18 protein-coding genes are annotated in these 16,216 nt (G+C 56.1%); 6 read left to right on the plus strand and 12 right to left on the minus strand.

The window, feature by feature from the left end; genetic code table 11:
- Positions 1 to 24: 24 nt before the first annotated feature.
- Both aroQ and FIL88_RS06605 read left to right on the plus strand, forming a co-directional pair.
- Positions 25 to 465, plus strand: a complete 441-nt coding sequence (gene aroQ / locus FIL88_RS06600; protein ID WP_142852975.1) for a type II 3-dehydroquinate dehydratase — start codon at positions 25 to 27, stop codon at positions 463 to 465.
- Between the two features lie 38 nt (positions 466 to 503).
- Positions 504 to 1,211 (plus strand): helix-turn-helix transcriptional regulator, encoded by a 708-nt coding sequence (locus FIL88_RS06605; protein WP_246066629.1) that lies wholly within the window; start codon positions 504 to 506, stop codon positions 1,209 to 1,211.
- A 421-nt stretch (positions 1,212 to 1,632) separates the two neighbouring features.
- On the opposite strand, the gene tsf is transcribed toward FIL88_RS06605, so the two are convergent.
- Together tsf and rpsB are read right to left on the minus strand one after the other, a co-directional pair.
- Positions 1,633 to 2,508 (minus strand): translation elongation factor Ts, encoded by an 876-nt coding sequence (gene tsf / locus FIL88_RS06610; RefSeq protein WP_142852977.1) that lies wholly within the window; start codon positions 2,506 to 2,508, stop codon positions 1,633 to 1,635.
- 102 nt (positions 2,509 to 2,610) lie between these two features.
- Entirely contained in the window at positions 2,611 to 3,384 is a 774-nt protein-coding gene (rpsB, locus tag FIL88_RS06615; RefSeq protein WP_142852978.1) for a 30S ribosomal protein S2, read from the minus strand.
- A 213-nt stretch (positions 3,385 to 3,597) separates the two neighbouring features.
- On the opposite strand from rpsB, the gene FIL88_RS06620 reads away from it, so the two are divergent.
- Entirely contained in the window at positions 3,598 to 4,485 is an 888-nt protein-coding gene (locus FIL88_RS06620) for a PfkB family carbohydrate kinase (protein ID WP_142852979.1), read from the plus strand.
- Positions 4,482 to 5,396: a pseudouridine-5'-phosphate glycosidase gene (locus tag FIL88_RS06625; RefSeq protein WP_142852980.1), complete on the plus strand. Its 915-nt coding sequence runs from the start codon at positions 4,482 to 4,484 to the stop codon at positions 5,394 to 5,396. The genes FIL88_RS06620 and FIL88_RS06625 overlap by 4 nt, the downstream gene beginning before the upstream one ends.
- A gap of 63 nt (positions 5,397 to 5,459) precedes the next feature.
- Here FIL88_RS06625 and ctrA read toward each other — a convergent pair whose 3' ends face one another.
- Positions 5,460 to 6,173, minus strand: coding sequence for a response regulator transcription factor CtrA (gene ctrA, locus FIL88_RS06630; RefSeq protein ID WP_142852981.1), 714 nt, complete (start codon positions 6,171 to 6,173; stop codon positions 5,460 to 5,462).
- 95 nt (positions 6,174 to 6,268) lie between these two features.
- Positions 6,269 to 6,547, minus strand: a complete 279-nt coding sequence (gene sciP / locus FIL88_RS06635) for a CtrA inhibitor SciP (RefSeq protein WP_142852982.1) — start codon at positions 6,545 to 6,547, stop codon at positions 6,269 to 6,271.
- Positions 6,548 to 6,670: 123 nt separating this feature from the next.
- On the opposite strand from sciP, the gene mnmA reads away from it, so the two are divergent.
- Positions 6,671 to 7,825, plus strand: coding sequence for a tRNA 2-thiouridine(34) synthase MnmA (gene mnmA / locus FIL88_RS06640; protein WP_142852983.1), 1,155 nt, complete (start codon positions 6,671 to 6,673; stop codon positions 7,823 to 7,825).
- A 21-nt stretch (positions 7,826 to 7,846) separates the two neighbouring features.
- Here mnmA and FIL88_RS06645 read toward each other — a convergent pair whose 3' ends face one another.
- Positions 7,847 to 8,617: a helix-turn-helix domain-containing protein gene (locus FIL88_RS06645; protein ID WP_142852984.1), complete on the minus strand. Its 771-nt coding sequence runs from the start codon at positions 8,615 to 8,617 to the stop codon at positions 7,847 to 7,849.
- 106 nt (positions 8,618 to 8,723) lie between these two features.
- Here FIL88_RS06645 and FIL88_RS06650 point away from each other — a divergent pair, with 106 nt between their 5' ends.
- Positions 8,724 to 9,155, plus strand: coding sequence for a hypothetical protein (locus FIL88_RS06650; RefSeq protein WP_142852985.1), 432 nt, complete (start codon positions 8,724 to 8,726; stop codon positions 9,153 to 9,155).
- On the opposite strand, the gene lpxB is transcribed toward FIL88_RS06650, so the two are convergent.
- From lpxB to FIL88_RS06685, 7 genes are all read right to left on the minus strand, one after another.
- Positions 9,131 to 10,321 (minus strand): lipid-A-disaccharide synthase, encoded by a 1,191-nt coding sequence (gene lpxB, locus FIL88_RS06655; RefSeq protein WP_142852986.1) that lies wholly within the window; start codon positions 10,319 to 10,321, stop codon positions 9,131 to 9,133. The two genes, FIL88_RS06650 and lpxB, sit on opposite strands and share 25 nt — an antisense overlap.
- Complete coding sequence (locus FIL88_RS06660) at positions 10,318 to 11,130, minus strand: LpxI family protein (protein ID WP_142852987.1); 813 nt, start codon at positions 11,128 to 11,130, stop codon at positions 10,318 to 10,320. Before FIL88_RS06660 ends, lpxB begins: the two co-directional genes overlap by 4 nt.
- A 6-nt stretch (positions 11,131 to 11,136) precedes the next feature.
- Positions 11,137 to 11,934 (minus strand): acyl-ACP--UDP-N-acetylglucosamine O-acyltransferase, encoded by a 798-nt coding sequence (gene lpxA / locus FIL88_RS06665; protein ID WP_142852988.1) that lies wholly within the window; start codon positions 11,932 to 11,934, stop codon positions 11,137 to 11,139.
- 2 nt (positions 11,935 to 11,936) lie between these two features.
- Positions 11,937 to 12,401 carry a 3-hydroxyacyl-ACP dehydratase FabZ gene (gene fabZ, locus FIL88_RS06670; protein ID WP_142853479.1) on the minus strand — a complete coding sequence of 155 codons (465 nt, stop codon included), beginning with the start codon at positions 12,399 to 12,401 and terminating at the stop codon, positions 11,937 to 11,939.
- Positions 12,402 to 12,488: 87 nt separating this feature from the next.
- Positions 12,489 to 13,208, minus strand: a complete 720-nt coding sequence (locus tag FIL88_RS06675; RefSeq protein WP_142852989.1) for an OmpH/Skp family outer membrane protein — start codon at positions 13,206 to 13,208, stop codon at positions 12,489 to 12,491.
- The gene (gene bamA / locus FIL88_RS06680; RefSeq protein WP_142852990.1) at positions 13,162 to 15,516 is read right to left on the minus strand and encodes an outer membrane protein assembly factor BamA; all 2,355 of its coding nucleotides are present in this window, start codon (positions 15,514 to 15,516) and stop codon (positions 13,162 to 13,164) included. Before bamA ends, FIL88_RS06675 begins: the two co-directional genes overlap by 47 nt.
- A gap of 154 nt (positions 15,517 to 15,670) precedes the next feature.
- On the minus strand, positions 15,671 to 16,201 hold the full coding sequence (locus FIL88_RS06685; protein ID WP_142852991.1) for a DUF3833 domain-containing protein: 531 nt from the start codon (positions 16,199 to 16,201) through the stop codon (positions 15,671 to 15,673).
- Positions 16,202 to 16,216 lie beyond the last annotated feature (15 nt).

Genomic DNA, 16,216 nt, shown 5'->3' on the forward strand with positions numbered 1-16,216 from the left:
AGGTGTCCGTATAAGGAATAGACTATGAGCTCTTTGTTGATCTTGAATGGCCCTAATTTGAATATGCTCGGCGTCCGGCAGCCCGAGATCTACGGCGCAACCCGTTTACAAGACATCAAGACCTTATGCATCGCCCGTGCAAAGGAGCTGGGAATTAGTTGTGCGTTTGAGCAGACAAATATTGAAGGCGAACTGGTCACAATGATCCAGGATGCACGTGGCGTTCATGACGCCATCATCCTTAATGCAGGCGCTTACACACACACCTCAATTGCACTTATGGACGCAATTCTCGCGTCTGAAGTTCCTACAATTGAACTGCATTTATCGAACATTCACGCGCGGGAAAGCTTTCGCCAAACTTCCTATGTCGCGACTGCGGCAATTGGGCAAATCTGCGGCTTTGGTGCAAAGGGCTATTTACTCGCTATCGATGCAGCTGCTGGATTATCCGAGATTCCCTGATGCTTCAATATATTACAAGCATTTGTCGAAGTGAAAGCATGGACGATATCTGGGACGTCCATTGCGAGAAGATGGAGAGTTTCGGTTTCGATCGCCTGATCTATGGCTTCACGCATTTCATGACATCGAACTCTATCGGACCGCGTGAAGATGTAATGACACTGTCGTCCCATGATCCAGAATATATGGAACACTACTATGGTCTTGAGCTTTACCGCTCGAGCCCAATGTTGTTGTGGGCTGCCGAAAATACCGGCGCGTGCAGCTGGTCGTGGATTCGTGACAACCTAGGTATGATGAACGAGAGTAATCGAAAGGTGATGGAGCTTAACCGCAAGATGGAGGTCACAGCCGGTTACACCCTTTCCTTTCAGGAAACTTCGCGTCGGTCCAAAGGCGTAATCGCGCTCACGGCGAAACGCGGTCTCAGCCAAGACGATGTTGACGCCATTTGGCAAGAGCATGGCAATGAGATTGAGGCGATGAACAATGTCACACACCTGAAAATTATCTCACTTCCGCTAAGCACCGAACGTGCACGACTGTCTAAGCGTCAACGCGAGGTACTTGAATGGGTTGGTGATGGCAAAACCAATCAGGACATTGCCACCATTCTGGGTGTAACGCCGGCGACCGTAGAGAAGCACCTGAGAATCGCGCGGGACAAACTTGGGGTTGATACGTCCGCTCAAGCTGTCCTAAAAGTGTCATTTCTCAATCAGATATTCACACCTGACGATACATAACCAAAACGATACGATCAGAGATTTGGTGAGTGTTTAGAGCACAATAGCAGCGCATGTGCGATATTGTGGAAAACTTTGCCACAACAGTAGGGATTCCCGTACTTCCAAAACCCTGCCGAATCATGCATCCTTAATGTGTTCCGTGAGTGGTGGCTTTGGCCTTGGGACATTTTGGGGTGAACGGACTGCGATTTCAGAATACGTTTCATTCTTCCGGTAACACGGAGCTGGTGTCGATGGAATATTTGTCCCAAAGGCACCAGCGCACCGGTTCCAGAAGGCAGTTGACGCGCTGACATGAGTCAGCGCTTTTTTATGCGCTGAGATCACATAGAACTTATATTTCGCCATAAAAAAGGCCGATCATGACAATCGGCCTTTCGTATACGCGAAGGCGAGCACGCGCCCTACCCTATCAGAATTAGCCCTTAACAGCAGCAGCAACTTCAGCTGCAAAATCGACTTCTTCTTTCTCGATACCGTCGCCAACTTCCATACGCACATAGCCGACGATTTCGGCACCTGCTTCTTTGGCAGCAGCTTCAACGGTCAGATCGGGGTTGATGACGAAGTCTTGGCCCAGCAGAGTTACTTCTGCCAGGAACTTCTTCATACGGCCCTTGATCATGTTCTCGATGATGTTTTCGGGCTTGCCGCTTTCACGTGCTTGATCGGTCAGAACCTGACGCTCTTTCTCGACAATGGCCGGATCCAGAGCTGCTTCGTTCAAAGCCTGCGGGTTAGCAGCAGCGATGTGCATAGCAACCTGACGGCCGAATGCTTCGTCGCCACCGTTCATGGCAACCAAAACGCCGATCTTGCCCATGCCGTCTGTGACAGCGTTGTGCACATAGGTCACGACGTTTTCAGCTTCTACCGATGCCATGCGACGCAGCGACATGTTTTCACCGATGGTGGCGATCTTGTCCGTGATGGTTTCAGCAACCGATTTGCCGCCCATGTCAGCAGCGTTCAGCGCATCAACGTCAGCCGCGTTCAAAGCAGCGGATGCAATGCCCGAAACCATGTCTTGGAATTCAGCGTTCTTCGCAACAAAGTCAGTTTCCGAGTTCACCTCGACAGCGACGCCTTTGCCGCCAGCAACGGCGACCGCAACCAGACCTTCAGCGGCTGTACGGCCAGCTTTCTTGGCAGCTTTCGCCAAGCCTTTGGTGCGCAGCCAGTCCTGAGCGGCTTCCATGTCGCCATCGTTCTCGACCAGGGCTTTTTTCGCGTCCATCATGCCAACGCCAGTGGATTCACGCAGTTCTTTTACGAGTGCAGCGGTGATTGCCATGTCTCTACTCCTTGGGGTCTCCGGCCGGGTAATAAACCCGCCGGGTATCAATTCAGTGACAGTTGCGCGGGCCAGTCCCCTGCCCCGCGCACGCGGTCTGTCTTATTCTGCCGGAGCAGCTTCTTCAGCTACGGCTTCTTCGACGGGAGCTTCTTCCATCTCACCCAGATCGAAACCAGCCGCGCCCATCTGAGCCGACATGCCGTCCAGAGCAGCACGGGCTGCCAGGTCGGTGTACAGCGCGATAGCGCGTGCGGCATCATCGTTGCCCGGGATCATATAGTCCACGCCTTCCGGCGGGCAGTTGGTGTCGACAACAGCAACAACCGGGATACCCAGTTTGTTGGCTTCTGCGATGGCCAGGCTTTCTTTCTTCACGTCGATGACGAACAGCAGATCAGGAACGCCGCCCATTTCGCGGATCCCGCCCAGCGAGGCTTGCAGTTTCTGCTGGTCACGTTCCATGCCCAGACGCTCTTTCTTGGTCAGGCCTTCAGCGCCAGATGCCAGTTTCTCGTCCACCTCTTTCAGGCGGTTGATCGACTTCGACACGGTCTGCCAGTTGGTCAGCGTGCCGCCCAGCCAGCGGTGGTTCATATAGTACTGAGCCGACTTTTCAGCCGCATCAGCGATCGGGCCAGCAGCCTGACGCTTGGTACCAACGAACAGAACGCGGCCGCCTTTAGCAACGGTTTCGCGAACGGCGTTCAAAGCGGCGTCCAACATCGGCAGGGTCTGGGTCAGGTCAAAAATGTGGATCCCATTGCGTTCACCATAGATGAACGGAGCCATACGGGGGTTCCAACGTTGGGTCTGGTGACCAAAGTGAACACCAGCTTCGAGCAGCTGGCGCAGCGAGAAATCAGGCAATGCCATTTCTATATCCTTTCCGGTTTCATCCTCGGCGCTGCGTTTCGAAGGTTTCCCTTCAACCGGTGGACACGATGGGGATGTCTCCCCCATAGGCCCGCACAGCACCTGTGGTTTGTGAGCGCGCGTATACAGGCAGTGCTTACGCCGCGCAAGCCCTAAACGGTTGCTGCGTGTCTTGACTTGTTCTTCCTTGGAAATCACGGCACATAATCACGAATGACACAGGATATTCTTTGCATTGGCTCGGTTCTTTGGGATGTGATCGGGCGCACACCTCACCAAATGCATCTTGGCTCGGACGAGCCTGGACGCATCACCCGTCTGCCTGGTGGCGTCGCGATGAATATCGCGATGACGCTTCATCGCTTCGGATTGCGATCTGCACTTTTGACGGCCGTTGGGCAGGACGCCGAGGGTGACGAGCTGTTGGCAGACTGCACAGCGCGCGGCATGGTGACCACGTTTGTTCATCGCTCGTCGGGACTGCCAACCGACCGCTATATGGCGATCGAGGGGCCTTCGGGCCTGACCGCGGCGGTTGCAGACGCGCATACGCTTGAAGCCGCAGGTGATGCCATTCTTGCACCGCTCGAAGATGGGCGTTTGGGAAGTTCAAAGGCCCCCTACCAACATGTGATTGCACTGGACGGAAACCTGACGCAGGACCTTTTGCAGGACATCTGCACGCGTGCAAGCTTTGCTCAAGCAGATCTGCGCGTGGCCCCGGCAAGCCCGGGCAAAGCACGCAGGCTAGCCCCTTTGATGCATCACAAAGGCGCAACACTTTATGTGAACCGCGAGGAAGCTGGCTATCTCACCGATACGCTCTTTGACACGGCCGCGCAGGCCGCCGAGGGGCTGATTGCAGCGGGCGCGCACCGCGTTTTGGTCACTGATGGCAGTGACGCAGCAGCCGATGGACATCACCTGCGTGGTGTGATCCAAGCGCCCTGCCCCGAGGTGCAGGTACGCCGCATCACCGGGGCGGGCGACACATTTATGGCAGCGCATATTGCCGCCGAGATCGAGGGCCAACTCCCTCAGGATGCCCTTGAAACCGCTCAGAAAAGCGCTGCGCGCTATGTATCAGGAGAAGACCTATGACCCTGCAATTGCATTTTTCGGACGAGGTAGCCGCCGCGCGCGCCGCTAGTGCTCCTATCGTTGCGCTAGAAAGCACCATCATCACCCATGGCATGCCATTCCCGCAAAATGTTGAAACCGCGCGCATGGTCGAGGCCGTCATCCGTGAAAACGGCGCGACCCCTGCGACGATCGCCGTGTTAGATGGCAACCTGCATATCGGCTTAAACGACGCGCAGCTTGATGCTTTGGGTCAGGCAACTGGCGTCGCAAAACTGTCACGCGCGGACATGGCGGCTTGCATCGCGACAGGCGGAACTGGCGCGACAACTGTTGCCGCCACGATGATCGCCGCGCATTTGGCTGGGATCTCGGTGTTTGCAACAGGCGGAATTGGCGGCGTGCATCGCGGTGCCGAAACAAGTTTTGATATTTCTGCAGATTTGCGCGAGTTGTCGAAAACTCCCGTTACCGTGGTGGCCGCCGGTGCGAAAGCCATTCTGGACTTACCTAAGACCTTGGAAGTATTAGAAACCCTGGGGGTGCCTGTCATCGCCTATGGGCAGGACACATTCCCAGCCTTCTGGTCGCGCAGTTCGGATCTGGCGGCGCCTTTGCGCATGGATGACGCGAAAGACATCGCTGCGGCCGCCGCAACACGTGCTCAGATGGGGCTTGAGGGCGGACAGCTGGTCGCCAACCCCATACCCGTCGACGCCGAAATACCACGTGATGCCATCATGCCTGTCATTGAAGAAGCACTGTCAGCCGCCGAAGCCGAAGGCATTTCCGCAAAGAACGTCACACCTTATTTGCTTGATCGCATCTTCCACGCCACCGAAGGTGCTTCGCTGGCTGCTAATATCGCGTTGGTTAAGAACAATGCGCAGCTCGCATCGCGAATTGCATGTGCTTCCGCAAGGGCGTCATGAAAAAGGGCGGTCAAACCGCCCTTTCTTACAACCAATCGCTGGACAAATTACGGACCTGCCCGCTTAGGCACCGATTGCAATCTGTGAATCCAGCTCAACCGGATCCGGGTCGCGCAACACATAGCCGCGGCCCCATACGGTTTCGATATGGTTTTCACCACCCGTAGCGTTCGTCAGCTTTTTACGCAGCTTGCAAATGAACACATCGATGATCTTTAGTTCCGGTTCATCCATGCCGCCGTAAAGGTGGTTCAGAAACATCTCTTTCGTCAGAGTTGTTCCCTTGCGCAGTGACAGAAGTTCAAGCATCTGGTATTCCTTGCCGGTCAAATGCACCGGACGACCGTCCACGTCCACGGTTTTCGCATCCAGGTTGACCGACACCTGCCCGGTTTTAATCACAGACTGTGAATGGCCTTTCGAACGGCGGATGATCGCGTGGATGCGGGCAATCAATTCCTCGCGATGGAAAGGCTTGGTCATATAATCGTCTGCACCGAAGCCAAAACCTTTGATTTTGTTTTCAGTGTCATCAGCACCCGACAGGATCAGGATTGGCGTGTCAATCCGCGCCATGCGCAATTGGCGCAGCACCTCGTGGCCGTTCATATCGGGAAGATTGAGATCAAGAAGAATTAAATCGTAATCATAAAGCTTTGCCAGATCGATCCCTTCTTCGCCTAAATCAGTTGCATAGACGTTCAAGTTCGCATGGGTCAGCATCAGTTCAATGCTGCGCGATGTGGTCGGATCATCTTCAACAAGAAGGATTCGCATGGTGGGGTTCTCCGCATCTGGTTCTGTCCTGGGTAGAACATTGCGTGAAATGGTTAATCACAGGTTACCCTAATAGAACTTTTAGCGAATTCCACCTATAGTTGTCTATATCTTTGTAGCGCGGTGGCTTTCAAAGCCGATTCCCCATGGTTCTCTACAGCGTTCATCCATTCTGCCAGTTCTTCCTCAGATAGAGCATATTCTACGCAGGCTTCCTCGGACGTTAATAGACCGTGCCGTATCCCCTTGACGACCGAGGCTTTTCTGCTGGCGACCCAGCGCCGGGTGTCTTTTGATGGCAAATCCGCACGCGTCATGATCGAGCCGTCCGGCAATGTCACGGCGCGCGGTCCTTCGATTTTCTTTAGATACATAACGAACCCTCATTTACGATCAGGGCCAACTCTGCCCAGCCAGGCTTAATGATCCGTGAAGCCCCCTCTTGTTGTTCGTTCGAATTTTCCTATATTTCGTTACGCTTCACAAAGGATCCCACTATGTCGGTTAACGCACCAAAGGCGCATGCGCTGAATTCTCTTGGTTTTGCCAAGCCCCCTGCAGACACGCGGGTTGTCGTTGCCATGTCTGGTGGGGTCGACAGCTCGGTCGTGGCGGCACAACTGGCTGAAGAAGGCTATGATGTGATTGGTGTCACGCTGCAACTCTATGACCACGGCGCGGCGCTTGCCAAGAAAGGTGCCTGCTGTGCGGGGATCGACATTCACGATGCCCGCCGCGTGGCCGAAGACATGGGCTTCCCGCATTATGTTCTGGACTATGAAAACATTTTTCAGGACGCGGTGATCGATGAGTTCGCCGAAAGCTATCTGGGCGGCGCGACCCCTGTCCCGTGCATTCGGTGCAATGAGCGTGTGAAATTCAAGGACTTGCTGGAAACCGCGCGTGATTTAGGGGCCGATTGCATGGCGACCGGACACTATATCCAGCGCGCGATGGGCGATCATCGCGCGGAACTGCACCGCGCGGCGGACCCTGTGCGCGATCAAAGCTATTTCCTGTTCTCGACCACGCCCGAGCAGCTTGATTATCTGCGCTTCCCACTTGGCCACTTGAAGACCAAGGCGGAAACCCGTGAATTAGCTAGAAAATATGGGCTTGAGGTTGCGGATAAACCGGACAGCCAAGACATCTGCTTTGTGCCCGATGGCAACTATGCTGGCGTGATCGAAAAGCTGCGCCCGGGCGCAGCTGAACCCGGAGAGATCGTCCATGCCGACGGTCGGGTTCTGGGCACGCATGAGGGCGTCATCCACTATACGATCGGGCAACGTCGGGGGCTTGGCATCGGCGGACTGTCCGAGCCGCTTTACGTGGTGAAACTGGACGTGGACAACAAGCATGTCGTTGTCGGCCCGAAAGAGATGCTGGCCACCCGCGTCGTTCCCGTACGCGAGATCAACTGGCTGGGGGATGAGCCGTTCACGTCACGTGCCGAATGGCACATGGGCGTAAAAATCCGATCGACCCGCCCCCCGCGCGAGGCGATCATCCGCCCGATTTCGGACACCGAGGCTGAAGTCGAACTGCTGACCCCTGAAGAAGGTGTCAGTCCTGGTCAGGCCTGCGTGTTCTACGATATGGACGGTCCGCGCATCTTCGGTGGTGGCTGGATCTGGCGCGGCGCACAGTAAGAAACGGCACCTAACGCACGATCACGCGGATGATGCCGCAGCCTCAAGCCAGTTACGGCTGGCTTCATCTGCAGGCATCATCAGTTCCACTTTCAGATCCGTCAGCGACAGATCCTCGGCCCCGCCGATTTGCAGATAGGTCGAAAACAGGCTGAGACGTACATCACCCACACGATAAATGGTGGGAAGCACCGGGGACACGGGCCCCTTTGGTGTATAACGCTGGACATCGGGATCGCGTTCCAACAGGCGGATCGCGTGATCAAGACTGGAAATGCCGCCTGCTGCCCGGCTTTCGGCCTTAAGTCGCAGCAGCATATGATGCCCAACCTCGGGCCAGTTTTCGATCATCGACGCCATCAACCCGGGCGTCTCAAGCAGACGCAGTGTGCTATCACCCTCGGACAGACCGCTGAGGGAAAAGAGACGCTTTGCCATGGCGTTGAAGCGCAGAAGTCGCCACTCACGATCCAACAGAATACCCGGAAAGGGATCATGCCGCTCCAGAACCCGTACTAACCCCTCACGAGCGGGCGCGATTTCCGCGCTGTTCAGCGCAGACACAGGATAAATCGCAGCAAAACCCGCGGCTTCCAGCATGCGGTTTCGATCCGCATTTGGGATGCTCAGCGCATCGCAGAGCGAAATCACCATGTCCCGGCTTGGCCGCGCACGTTCGCTTTCAAGAAACGACAGGTGGCGCGCCGATACGCCCGCCTCGCTTGCCAGCGCCAATTGGCTATAGCGTCGTAATCCGCGCCAATGACGCAGGCTTTGTGAAAACTTATCCATGTGGCCACCCTAGTGCAGGCTTATGGTGAATTCACTTACCTTACAGGTAATTGCTTTGCATCACTGGGCGGATCAGCCTGGCCCTGCACATAACAGGAGCTTTCGCATGACAGATTGGACCGTAAACACCCGCCTGCGTTTTGGCGCTTATTGGGTCATCGCCTTTGGTGGTTTGATGAGTCTATCGCTCTTTCCGCCAGTCAGCGGCGTGCTAAACTTCGCGGTCGATATGGTATTCTGGCCGTTGGACGGGCTTCAGATCACAGACAGTTCGGCCTCAAAGCTGCTGACGGCCGTTATCGGCGGGATCACTTCCGGTTGGGGCGTCACGGTTTTACTGCTGAGCGGAGACATCGCGGATCGCGCGCCAGAAAGTGTACGTCGCGTGGCGTTGTCTGGCTATCTGACATGGTTTACCGTCGATGGCGTCGGGTCCGTGATCGCAGGCGCACCGTGGAACCTGCTGGGCAACACGCTATTCCTGTGCCTTCTGGTGGTTCCGCTGCTGAAAGCTTACCCGCGCGACGCAGTCGCCTGAGCGCTGTCTTCAACCACATGAAGCACGGCACGGGCGGCCCGCAGCCCAGGGGCTTCGCCGCCCCGCCCCAAACGTTCCATGGTGATCCGCATTGCCTCGTTCTGCACCTCTGGCGCGTCGAGAACGGACAGAAGCGCAGGCGTGATGCGGTCGGGCGTGCAATCCGCGCCCAGAAATTCCGGGATTGCGCGGGTATCGGACACCAGATTGACCAGCGTCACCGTGTCGATCTTCAGCATCCGTCCGATCAGGAACCGACTAAGCCAGTTCATGTCATAGGCGATGACCATCGGCGTATGCGCGGCTGCCAGCTCCAACGACACCGTACCCGAAGCCGCCAGCGCCACATCCGCCGCTTTGAACGCGGCCGTCTTGTCGTCCGGCGCGGATGCCGGGATCAGAATCGGGGCGACAGACCATTTAGCAACCTCTTCGCGGACAAGGCCCTCGACCCCTTGCGCCATGGGCAACACCACCTGCAAATCGGGCTTGGCCCGTTTTGCATGTGCAATCACCTCGCCAAACCGTTCGGCCAGTCGCAAGACTTCGCCCTTGCGCGAGCCGGGCAGAACCAAAAGCAGCGGCGCGTCACCGATGCCATGCGCTTCGCGGAAGGTCTGAGCCGCTGCGTCATCCGCCTGCGTCTCGGCCACCACAGGATGCCCAACGAAATCACATCCCATGCCCGCCGACTGCATGTATGGCGGCTCGAATGGCAACAGCGCCAGAACATGGTCAACCCAACGTGCCATCTTGGTTGCGCGTTTGGGTCGCCATGCCCAGACCGATGGTGCTACATAATGTACGATCGGAATGTCGCGACCAAAGGTCTGACCCTCGATCTCTTCTTCCTTAACGATCCGCGCCACACGCAAGCAAAAATCCGGGCTGTCGATGGTGATCAGCACGTCCGGGTTGGCCTTGATCACGGCCTCTGCCGTCTCGCGGATCCGGCGTTTCAAATGGGAGTATTTCGGAGCGACCTCGGCAATGCCCATGACCGACAGTTCGGACATAGGAAAGCGCGAGCTCAATCCCTCGGCCGCCATCGCAACCCCACCAACACCCAGAAACTCGATATCAGGATGCAGCGTTTTCAGCCCCGCCATCAGGGCCGCGCCCAGCCGGTCGCCCGAAGGTTCGCCCGCAATCAAAAAAACCTTCATGACGTCCCCTTCCGAACTTCAAGGAACAAGTCATACTGGTCTAAAAGCTGAGCGACTGCAGCGCGATCCAGCACAATCACACCTTCTTCAATGACAATGCCGCCCAGCCCGGCGGCGGCGACACCGCGTACCGTGTTGGCACCTATGGTGGGAATATCCATACGCCCATCCTGTCCGGTTTTAGGGCGCTTCACAAAGACACCGCGTGCGCCTCGCTTTAGGTTAGTGGAGGCCTGACCTGCAAATGCCAAAAGAGCATCCGTACCCTGAATGCTTTCGATGCCCAAACACTGCCCGCCCGCAAAAACAACGCCCTGTGCCACATCCTGATCAGCCAGTACATCCAGTAGCTGCCAGCCACGATCCGCATCTTCGCGATCCTGCGCGCTGGTCGCGCGACCGGCGTGACTGGCCTCGATGGCCAGCGCGGCGGTCACTTCGGTGGCAGCAACGACAGTAAACCCTTGTTCCTCAAAAACCTCTGCCACCAAACGTAGTAACGCATCATCGCCCTTGCCCAGAACAGCTTTCACCCGCGGGAACAGCCCCATGGTTACACGGTCCATCCTCAGGGGGTTAAGCTTTGGTCGGTCAACCTTTCCTGCAAAAACAACGCGCGAGACCCCTGCCCCGCGCATCGCTTTGAACAACGCGCCCAGCTTTTCGTAACTGGCGGCGATGTGCTCGGCCCCATCTGGAACCGAAACGTCAACGCCTTTGATTGATACGAAAAGTGCAGTGGGATTTGCCTTAGCAACTTGCTGCGGCAGATCCCCGGCTCCGGCGATGATGGCAAGACGATCCGACATGACAGGCTATTTGGGCGTCAGGAAACCGCGGTCGCTGTCCCCAGTGATGAACGCAACCATTTCACGGACATATTCGCTGTCGCTTTCTTCAGCCAAACGCGCCGCGCGCTCTTGGAACGAGCCTTCGCCCTGCTTCAGCATCAAGAAAGCTGCCCGCAACGCGGTGATATCCGCCCGCGCCACGCCGCGGCGTTTCAGGCCGACGAGGTTCAGTCCATCCAGCTCACCGCGCGGTCCCTGCACCAAGGCATGCGGCAGAACATCCGCAGTGACCATGGACAAAGCGCCGATGATGGCCCCGCGCCCGATCCGCACCCATTGATGCAGGCCCGACAAGCCGCCGACGATGACGTCATCTTCAATCACCACATGGCCTGCAACGGCCACGTTGTTCACCAAAATCACGTTGTTCCCGATTTGCGCGTCATGGGCTACATGGCAGCCCGCCATGAATAACCCGTCATCTCCGACGCGGGTGACATTCCCCCCACCGGCCGTGCCCGTGTTCATCGTAACGTGCTCGCGGATGCGGTTGCGTTTACCGATGATCAGCTTGGTGTTTTCGCCCGCGAACTTCAGATCCTGAGGGATCTCGCCAATGACAGAGAACGGAAAGACCACTGTCTCGTCGCCGATCTCGGTGTCACCCGTGACAACAACATGCGATTTCAATTCAACGCCTGTACCCAGTTTGACCTGCGTGCCGATGGTGCAAAACGGCCCAACAGTGCAATTTGCTCCGATCGTCGCGCCGTCTTCTACGATGGCACTTGCATGTACTTTGGCCGAGGGATCGATCCCCATGATCAGCCCTTTCCGGCAGTGACGTCGATCATCGCCATAAAGGTCGCAGTACAGGCGACTTCGCCATCAACCTTGGCAACGCCGTCAAACTTCCAGACCTTCGCCCCGCCGCGCACGGTGGTGACTTCCAGTTCCAGCTTGTCGCCCGGAACTACTTTGCGGCGGAACTTCGCGGTATCAATGCCCATGAAGTACACCACAGCGCCCGAGCCAACCAGATCCAGCGAAAGCGAGACCATCACCGCGGATGTCTGCGCCATTGCCTCAATGATCGTCACGCCCGGCATAATCGGCAGCCCTGGGAAATGGCCCTGAAAATGCGGTTCGTTCATGGTGACCATCTTGATACCACGCGCGAACTCGCCTTTACGGATGTCTTCAACCCGGTCGACCAGCAGGAAGGGATAGCGATGAGGGATACATTCCTGAATAAGCTGAATATCAGCAATGCTAGGCACGTCGACCATAAGTTTCATTCCTTTTGTCCAGGCGCTTGGCACGCCGTTTATCTGACGACAGTGATTACCAGCCCCGCCCCTGCGAAACAATCGGATTCAGTTCGCGTCGGAGGGTTCTGGCTCTGATTGGGCTGGCTGATTGGGTGCGGGCGCTCCCTCGGGGTCCGGGTTGGGTACGGCCGTTTCTTCTGATCCATCGCCCAATCGGTCGTTAATCCGCTGCACCGCCAATTCCGTTATATCAATGTTGCTGGTCGACAACAAAATCGCCCGACGATCAAGGATCACCACCGCACCAAGTTCCCGAACAAGCTCGCCTAGGATCGGACCGATCCTTTCAAAAAACGCAGACTGTTCGCTCTCGAGCGTCTTTACGAAACCTTGCTCTCTCACTTCAGCTTCGCGCCGCAACTCACTGACTTTACTGTCAAAAGCATCTGCGAGAACACGAAAAGACTGAGGGTCCAGTTTTGCACGTTGATCAGTCAACGCGCGCTCCTCCTGTTCCAGTGCTATCTCGGCGCTGCGTGTTTCATTTATCAAACGCTCTCGCTCGGCCTTAACCGAAGCCAATACGCGCTTGCCATAAGAGGTCAGATTGAACAGGCTTTGGCGGTCGATCGTCACGATCTGCGATACTGGCTGCGTCTCAGACTGCTGCGCCACGGCCCCTTGGGGCAGCAAAAATGCGCAACTCACAAGCATAAAGGCAACAGCGAAGAGCGGATGACTGAAAGAGGTGCTCCGGCTGGCCCGAAACACCTTTCGATCAGAACTGAGCCGAGATTGTGAGTTCGAAGTTGTTCTCTGCGTCATAGCTTTCCTTAGCCAGAACCTTGGAGTAATTGAACCGCAATGGGCCAATTGGCGTGTCCCAGAAAATCGACGCACCAATTGACGAGCGCAGATGTGCACTGTCGTCAATCGTACCGCCCAGCGTGTCATCCAGCCCCCAGAGCGTACCAGCATCCGCAAACAGACCGCCCGTAATGCCGTATTCTTCAGGCAAGCCCAACGGGAATTGCGCTTCAAGCCGTGCAACAGCGAACATATTGCCGCCCAGCGTGTCCTGGTTAACGGCATTCAGATCCCGCGGACCAAGTCCATTGGTTGAGAAACCACGCAGTTTAGATGGACCGAGACGGAAACGGTCGGTCACACGAGAGCTGGCTCCGTTCAAGCTGTGAAGCAGGCCACCTTCGACCGTTGCTAGCAGGGTCACCTGATCATTCCAGACCTTGGTTTGCGCCTGAGCCAACGCGGTTGCGCGCGCATATTGATAGTCCGATCCGATACCGCCGATATCCCCGTCCAATTTAAACAAGAAACCGCGGCTCGGATCCAGCCCAGTGCGCCGCGTATCATAACTGTAAGACAGCCCTAGCCCGCCGCCAATCTGACGTCCGCGTGCGGCGTCGTCTTTCAACAGTTGCGAGCTGTCAGCGCTTACGCCCGTGATCTCTGTTCCATCGGCGTATACACGGACCCCAAGCCGAGAGTATTCACTGATCGGAAAGGCCAGTGATGGGCGGAATGCAAGCGAACGCGTGTTGTACCTTGCTGATGCCTGATTTGTAGATTGATAGAACGTCTCGAAGCCAAATTCCAAGTCGCGACCGAGAAAGGCTGGTTCCGCAAACCGGAACGAGAAATTCAGGTTGTCAGACCCACGCTGGAAGCTCGCTGATAAAAATTGACCACGTCCAAGAAAATTCCGTTCCGTGAAGGCGATATTGAAACCAATCCCGCTTTCCAGGCTATAAACAGCACCAATGCCAAGCGAGCCTGTAGGTGCCTCTTCGACATCAACGTCAATGACAACTTGGTCTGGTGCCGACCCGGGGCGTGCTTCGACCTGAGCATCGGCAAAGAACCCAAGCGCACGTACACGTTCGGTTGCTTCCCGAATCTCACGCGGGTTGAAGGGATCGCCCTCGACCACACGGAACTGATCGCGCACGACGCGATCCAAGGTGGTCGCGTTGCCCTCGATGTCGATGCGCTCGACGATGATGCGCGGACCACGGGTCAGAACCAGCTCGACATTCAAAAGTTGATTGCGTTCATCACGCGTTACACGCGGTTCAACACGCAGAAAGTCCAGCCCGTTGCGGATGGCCAGTCGCTCCATTCGGGCAACGACATTGTCCAACTGGGCCGGGCTGAACACATTACCAGACCTAATATTTTGGATAGCCTCGAATTCGGCAGCGTCGACGCCGTTGACCTCGGACACAACAGTGATATCGCCGAAACGGTACTGAATCCCTTCCTCGACTTGGAACGTGATGAAAAAAGCGTCGCGTTCGCGCGAGAATTCGCTGGTCACACCCGTAGTTTTGAAATCCACATATCCGCGCGACTGATAAAAGTCTTTCAGGACTCGTTTATCAAACTCGATCCGGTCCGGAACGTATGAGTCTTTCTGAACCAGCGCACGCAGAATACCTGCCTGCTTGGTCGCAAGCACCCGGCGCAGACGGCTATCCGAGAACTTCCGGTTGCCAACAAAAGAAAGACGCTCGACTTCGGTGTTCTTGCCCTCGATCACCTCGAACACAAGGTCCACACGATTATTCGCACGGCGGATGATCCGAGGCGTCACACGCGCAGCTAAACGGCCCTGCGCTTGGTACACCTCCACAATGGTCTGAACGTCCTGCTCTGCCGCAGCAGGGCTAAAAACACGGCGCGACTGTGATTTCAACAAAGGAAGAAAGACGCTGTCCTTCACCTTGCGGTTACCTTCGACCGAGACAACGTTGATGGTCGGATATTCGCGCACCTTCACGACAAGCGTGTTTCCACGCGGAACGACCTGTACATCCTCGAAGAGGCCTGACCCCACAAGACGTTGGTATCCGTCGTTCAGCTGTGCGGCGCCAACTGTTTCACCTTGGGCGATTCCCAAATAGGATAGGATGGTCGCAGCTTCGATCCGCTGTGTCCCTTCGATCTCGACGCGACTAAACGAATAAACCTGTGCTTGTGCAGGTGTCGGGGTGGTGGCAGCCCCCCCTGAAATTGCAAGGAAAATAGCCAATCCGCTGCTGTTGGCCAATCCCTTGAGAGTCTTAAACGCAGGTGCACCGGCAACGCTGCCCCACCCCTCAATAAATGCCATAATTCTATCTTTCTTCAGACATCCCAGTACCAACGTGGATAAGGGGTCGCAAACCACTTGTCAAAGTGCGAAACGTCGTGTTTGCAAGGACATGCAGATCAGGCTGAATTACATGACGAAAGCGACCCAATACCCGCACGATCCCGTCCCGACCTTATCGCTTTTTCTCAAAGAGAATTATGGCTTCCCCAAGAGGCACTCCAAAACGCGATACATAGGCGCGATTTAGCAAACGATCATCCGACAGAAGCCACATCCAATCGTCAAAATCGACACGCATGGTGCTACCATCGCGCCCTGGAAGGTCAATTTGATAGGTCCAATTGAAGGTATCGCCCTTTTCGGTCCCGGTGGCTTGCCCCTGCACGCCCGGTGCAGTGCCGACCCAGCTATCCTCTCCGGTTTTTCGCAAGGTCCATGTCCGCTGCTCGGTGCCGCCGTCGGAATAAGTGAAGTCTTCGACCAATGTTAGGGTGCGACCATCCCACGAGCCTGCAATTTCAACATCGAAGCGCCGTTTGACCGTCCCGAACAGATCTTGAAACTGACCACGTGCGACCGTGCGGCCTTCGAAGAATTCTTCAAGGTTCAGCTCGCGATCTGACAAGGTTTCATCAGACAGATCCGGTGCGCCGGAACAGCCCAGAAGCAATGAAAGCGCTGCAATTTTCAGGATCGTCTTCATAGCGGATTCCTTTCA

The sequence above is a fragment of the Aliiroseovarius halocynthiae genome, from assembly GCF_007004645.1.
Classification (GTDB): domain Bacteria; phylum Pseudomonadota; class Alphaproteobacteria; order Rhodobacterales; family Rhodobacteraceae; genus Aliiroseovarius; species Aliiroseovarius halocynthiae.

Excerpts from the sequence above, each read along its gene's own strand:
- aroQ (WP_142852975.1), top strand. The coding sequence starts at position 25 with ATGAGCTCTTTGTTGATCTTGAATGGCCCTAATTTGAATATGCTCGGC.
- FIL88_RS06605 (WP_246066629.1), top strand. The coding sequence starts at position 504 with ATGGACGATATCTGGGACGTCCATTGCGAGAAGATGGAGAGTTTCGGT.
- tsf (WP_142852977.1), bottom strand. The coding sequence starts at position 2,508 with ATGGCAATCACCGCTGCACTCGTAAAAGAACTGCGTGAATCCACTGGC.
- rpsB (WP_142852978.1), bottom strand. The coding sequence starts at position 3,384 with ATGGCATTGCCTGATTTCTCGCTGCGCCAGCTGCTCGAAGCTGGTGTT.
- FIL88_RS06620 (WP_142852979.1), top strand. The coding sequence starts at position 3,598 with ATGACACAGGATATTCTTTGCATTGGCTCGGTTCTTTGGGATGTGATC.
- FIL88_RS06625 (WP_142852980.1), top strand. The coding sequence starts at position 4,482 with ATGACCCTGCAATTGCATTTTTCGGACGAGGTAGCCGCCGCGCGCGCC.
- ctrA (WP_142852981.1), bottom strand. The coding sequence starts at position 6,173 with ATGCGAATCCTTCTTGTTGAAGATGATCCGACCACATCGCGCAGCATT.
- sciP (WP_142852982.1), bottom strand. The coding sequence starts at position 6,547 with ATGTATCTAAAGAAAATCGAAGGACCGCGCGCCGTGACATTGCCGGAC.
- mnmA (WP_142852983.1), top strand. The coding sequence starts at position 6,671 with ATGTCGGTTAACGCACCAAAGGCGCATGCGCTGAATTCTCTTGGTTTT.
- FIL88_RS06645 (WP_142852984.1), bottom strand. The coding sequence starts at position 8,617 with ATGGATAAGTTTTCACAAAGCCTGCGTCATTGGCGCGGATTACGACGC.
- FIL88_RS06650 (WP_142852985.1), top strand. The coding sequence starts at position 8,724 with ATGACAGATTGGACCGTAAACACCCGCCTGCGTTTTGGCGCTTATTGG.
- lpxB (WP_142852986.1), bottom strand. The coding sequence starts at position 10,321 with ATGAAGGTTTTTTTGATTGCGGGCGAACCTTCGGGCGACCGGCTGGGC.
- FIL88_RS06660 (WP_142852987.1), bottom strand. The coding sequence starts at position 11,130 with ATGTCGGATCGTCTTGCCATCATCGCCGGAGCCGGGGATCTGCCGCAG.
- lpxA (WP_142852988.1), bottom strand. The coding sequence starts at position 11,934 with ATGGGGATCGATCCCTCGGCCAAAGTACATGCAAGTGCCATCGTAGAA.
- fabZ (WP_142853479.1), bottom strand. The coding sequence starts at position 12,401 with ATGGTCGACGTGCCTAGCATTGCTGATATTCAGCTTATTCAGGAATGT.
- FIL88_RS06675 (WP_142852989.1), bottom strand. The coding sequence starts at position 13,208 with ATGACGCAGAGAACAACTTCGAACTCACAATCTCGGCTCAGTTCTGAT.
- bamA (WP_142852990.1), bottom strand. The coding sequence starts at position 15,516 with ATGGCATTTATTGAGGGGTGGGGCAGCGTTGCCGGTGCACCTGCGTTT.
- FIL88_RS06685 (WP_142852991.1), bottom strand. The coding sequence starts at position 16,201 with ATGAAGACGATCCTGAAAATTGCAGCGCTTTCATTGCTTCTGGGCTGT.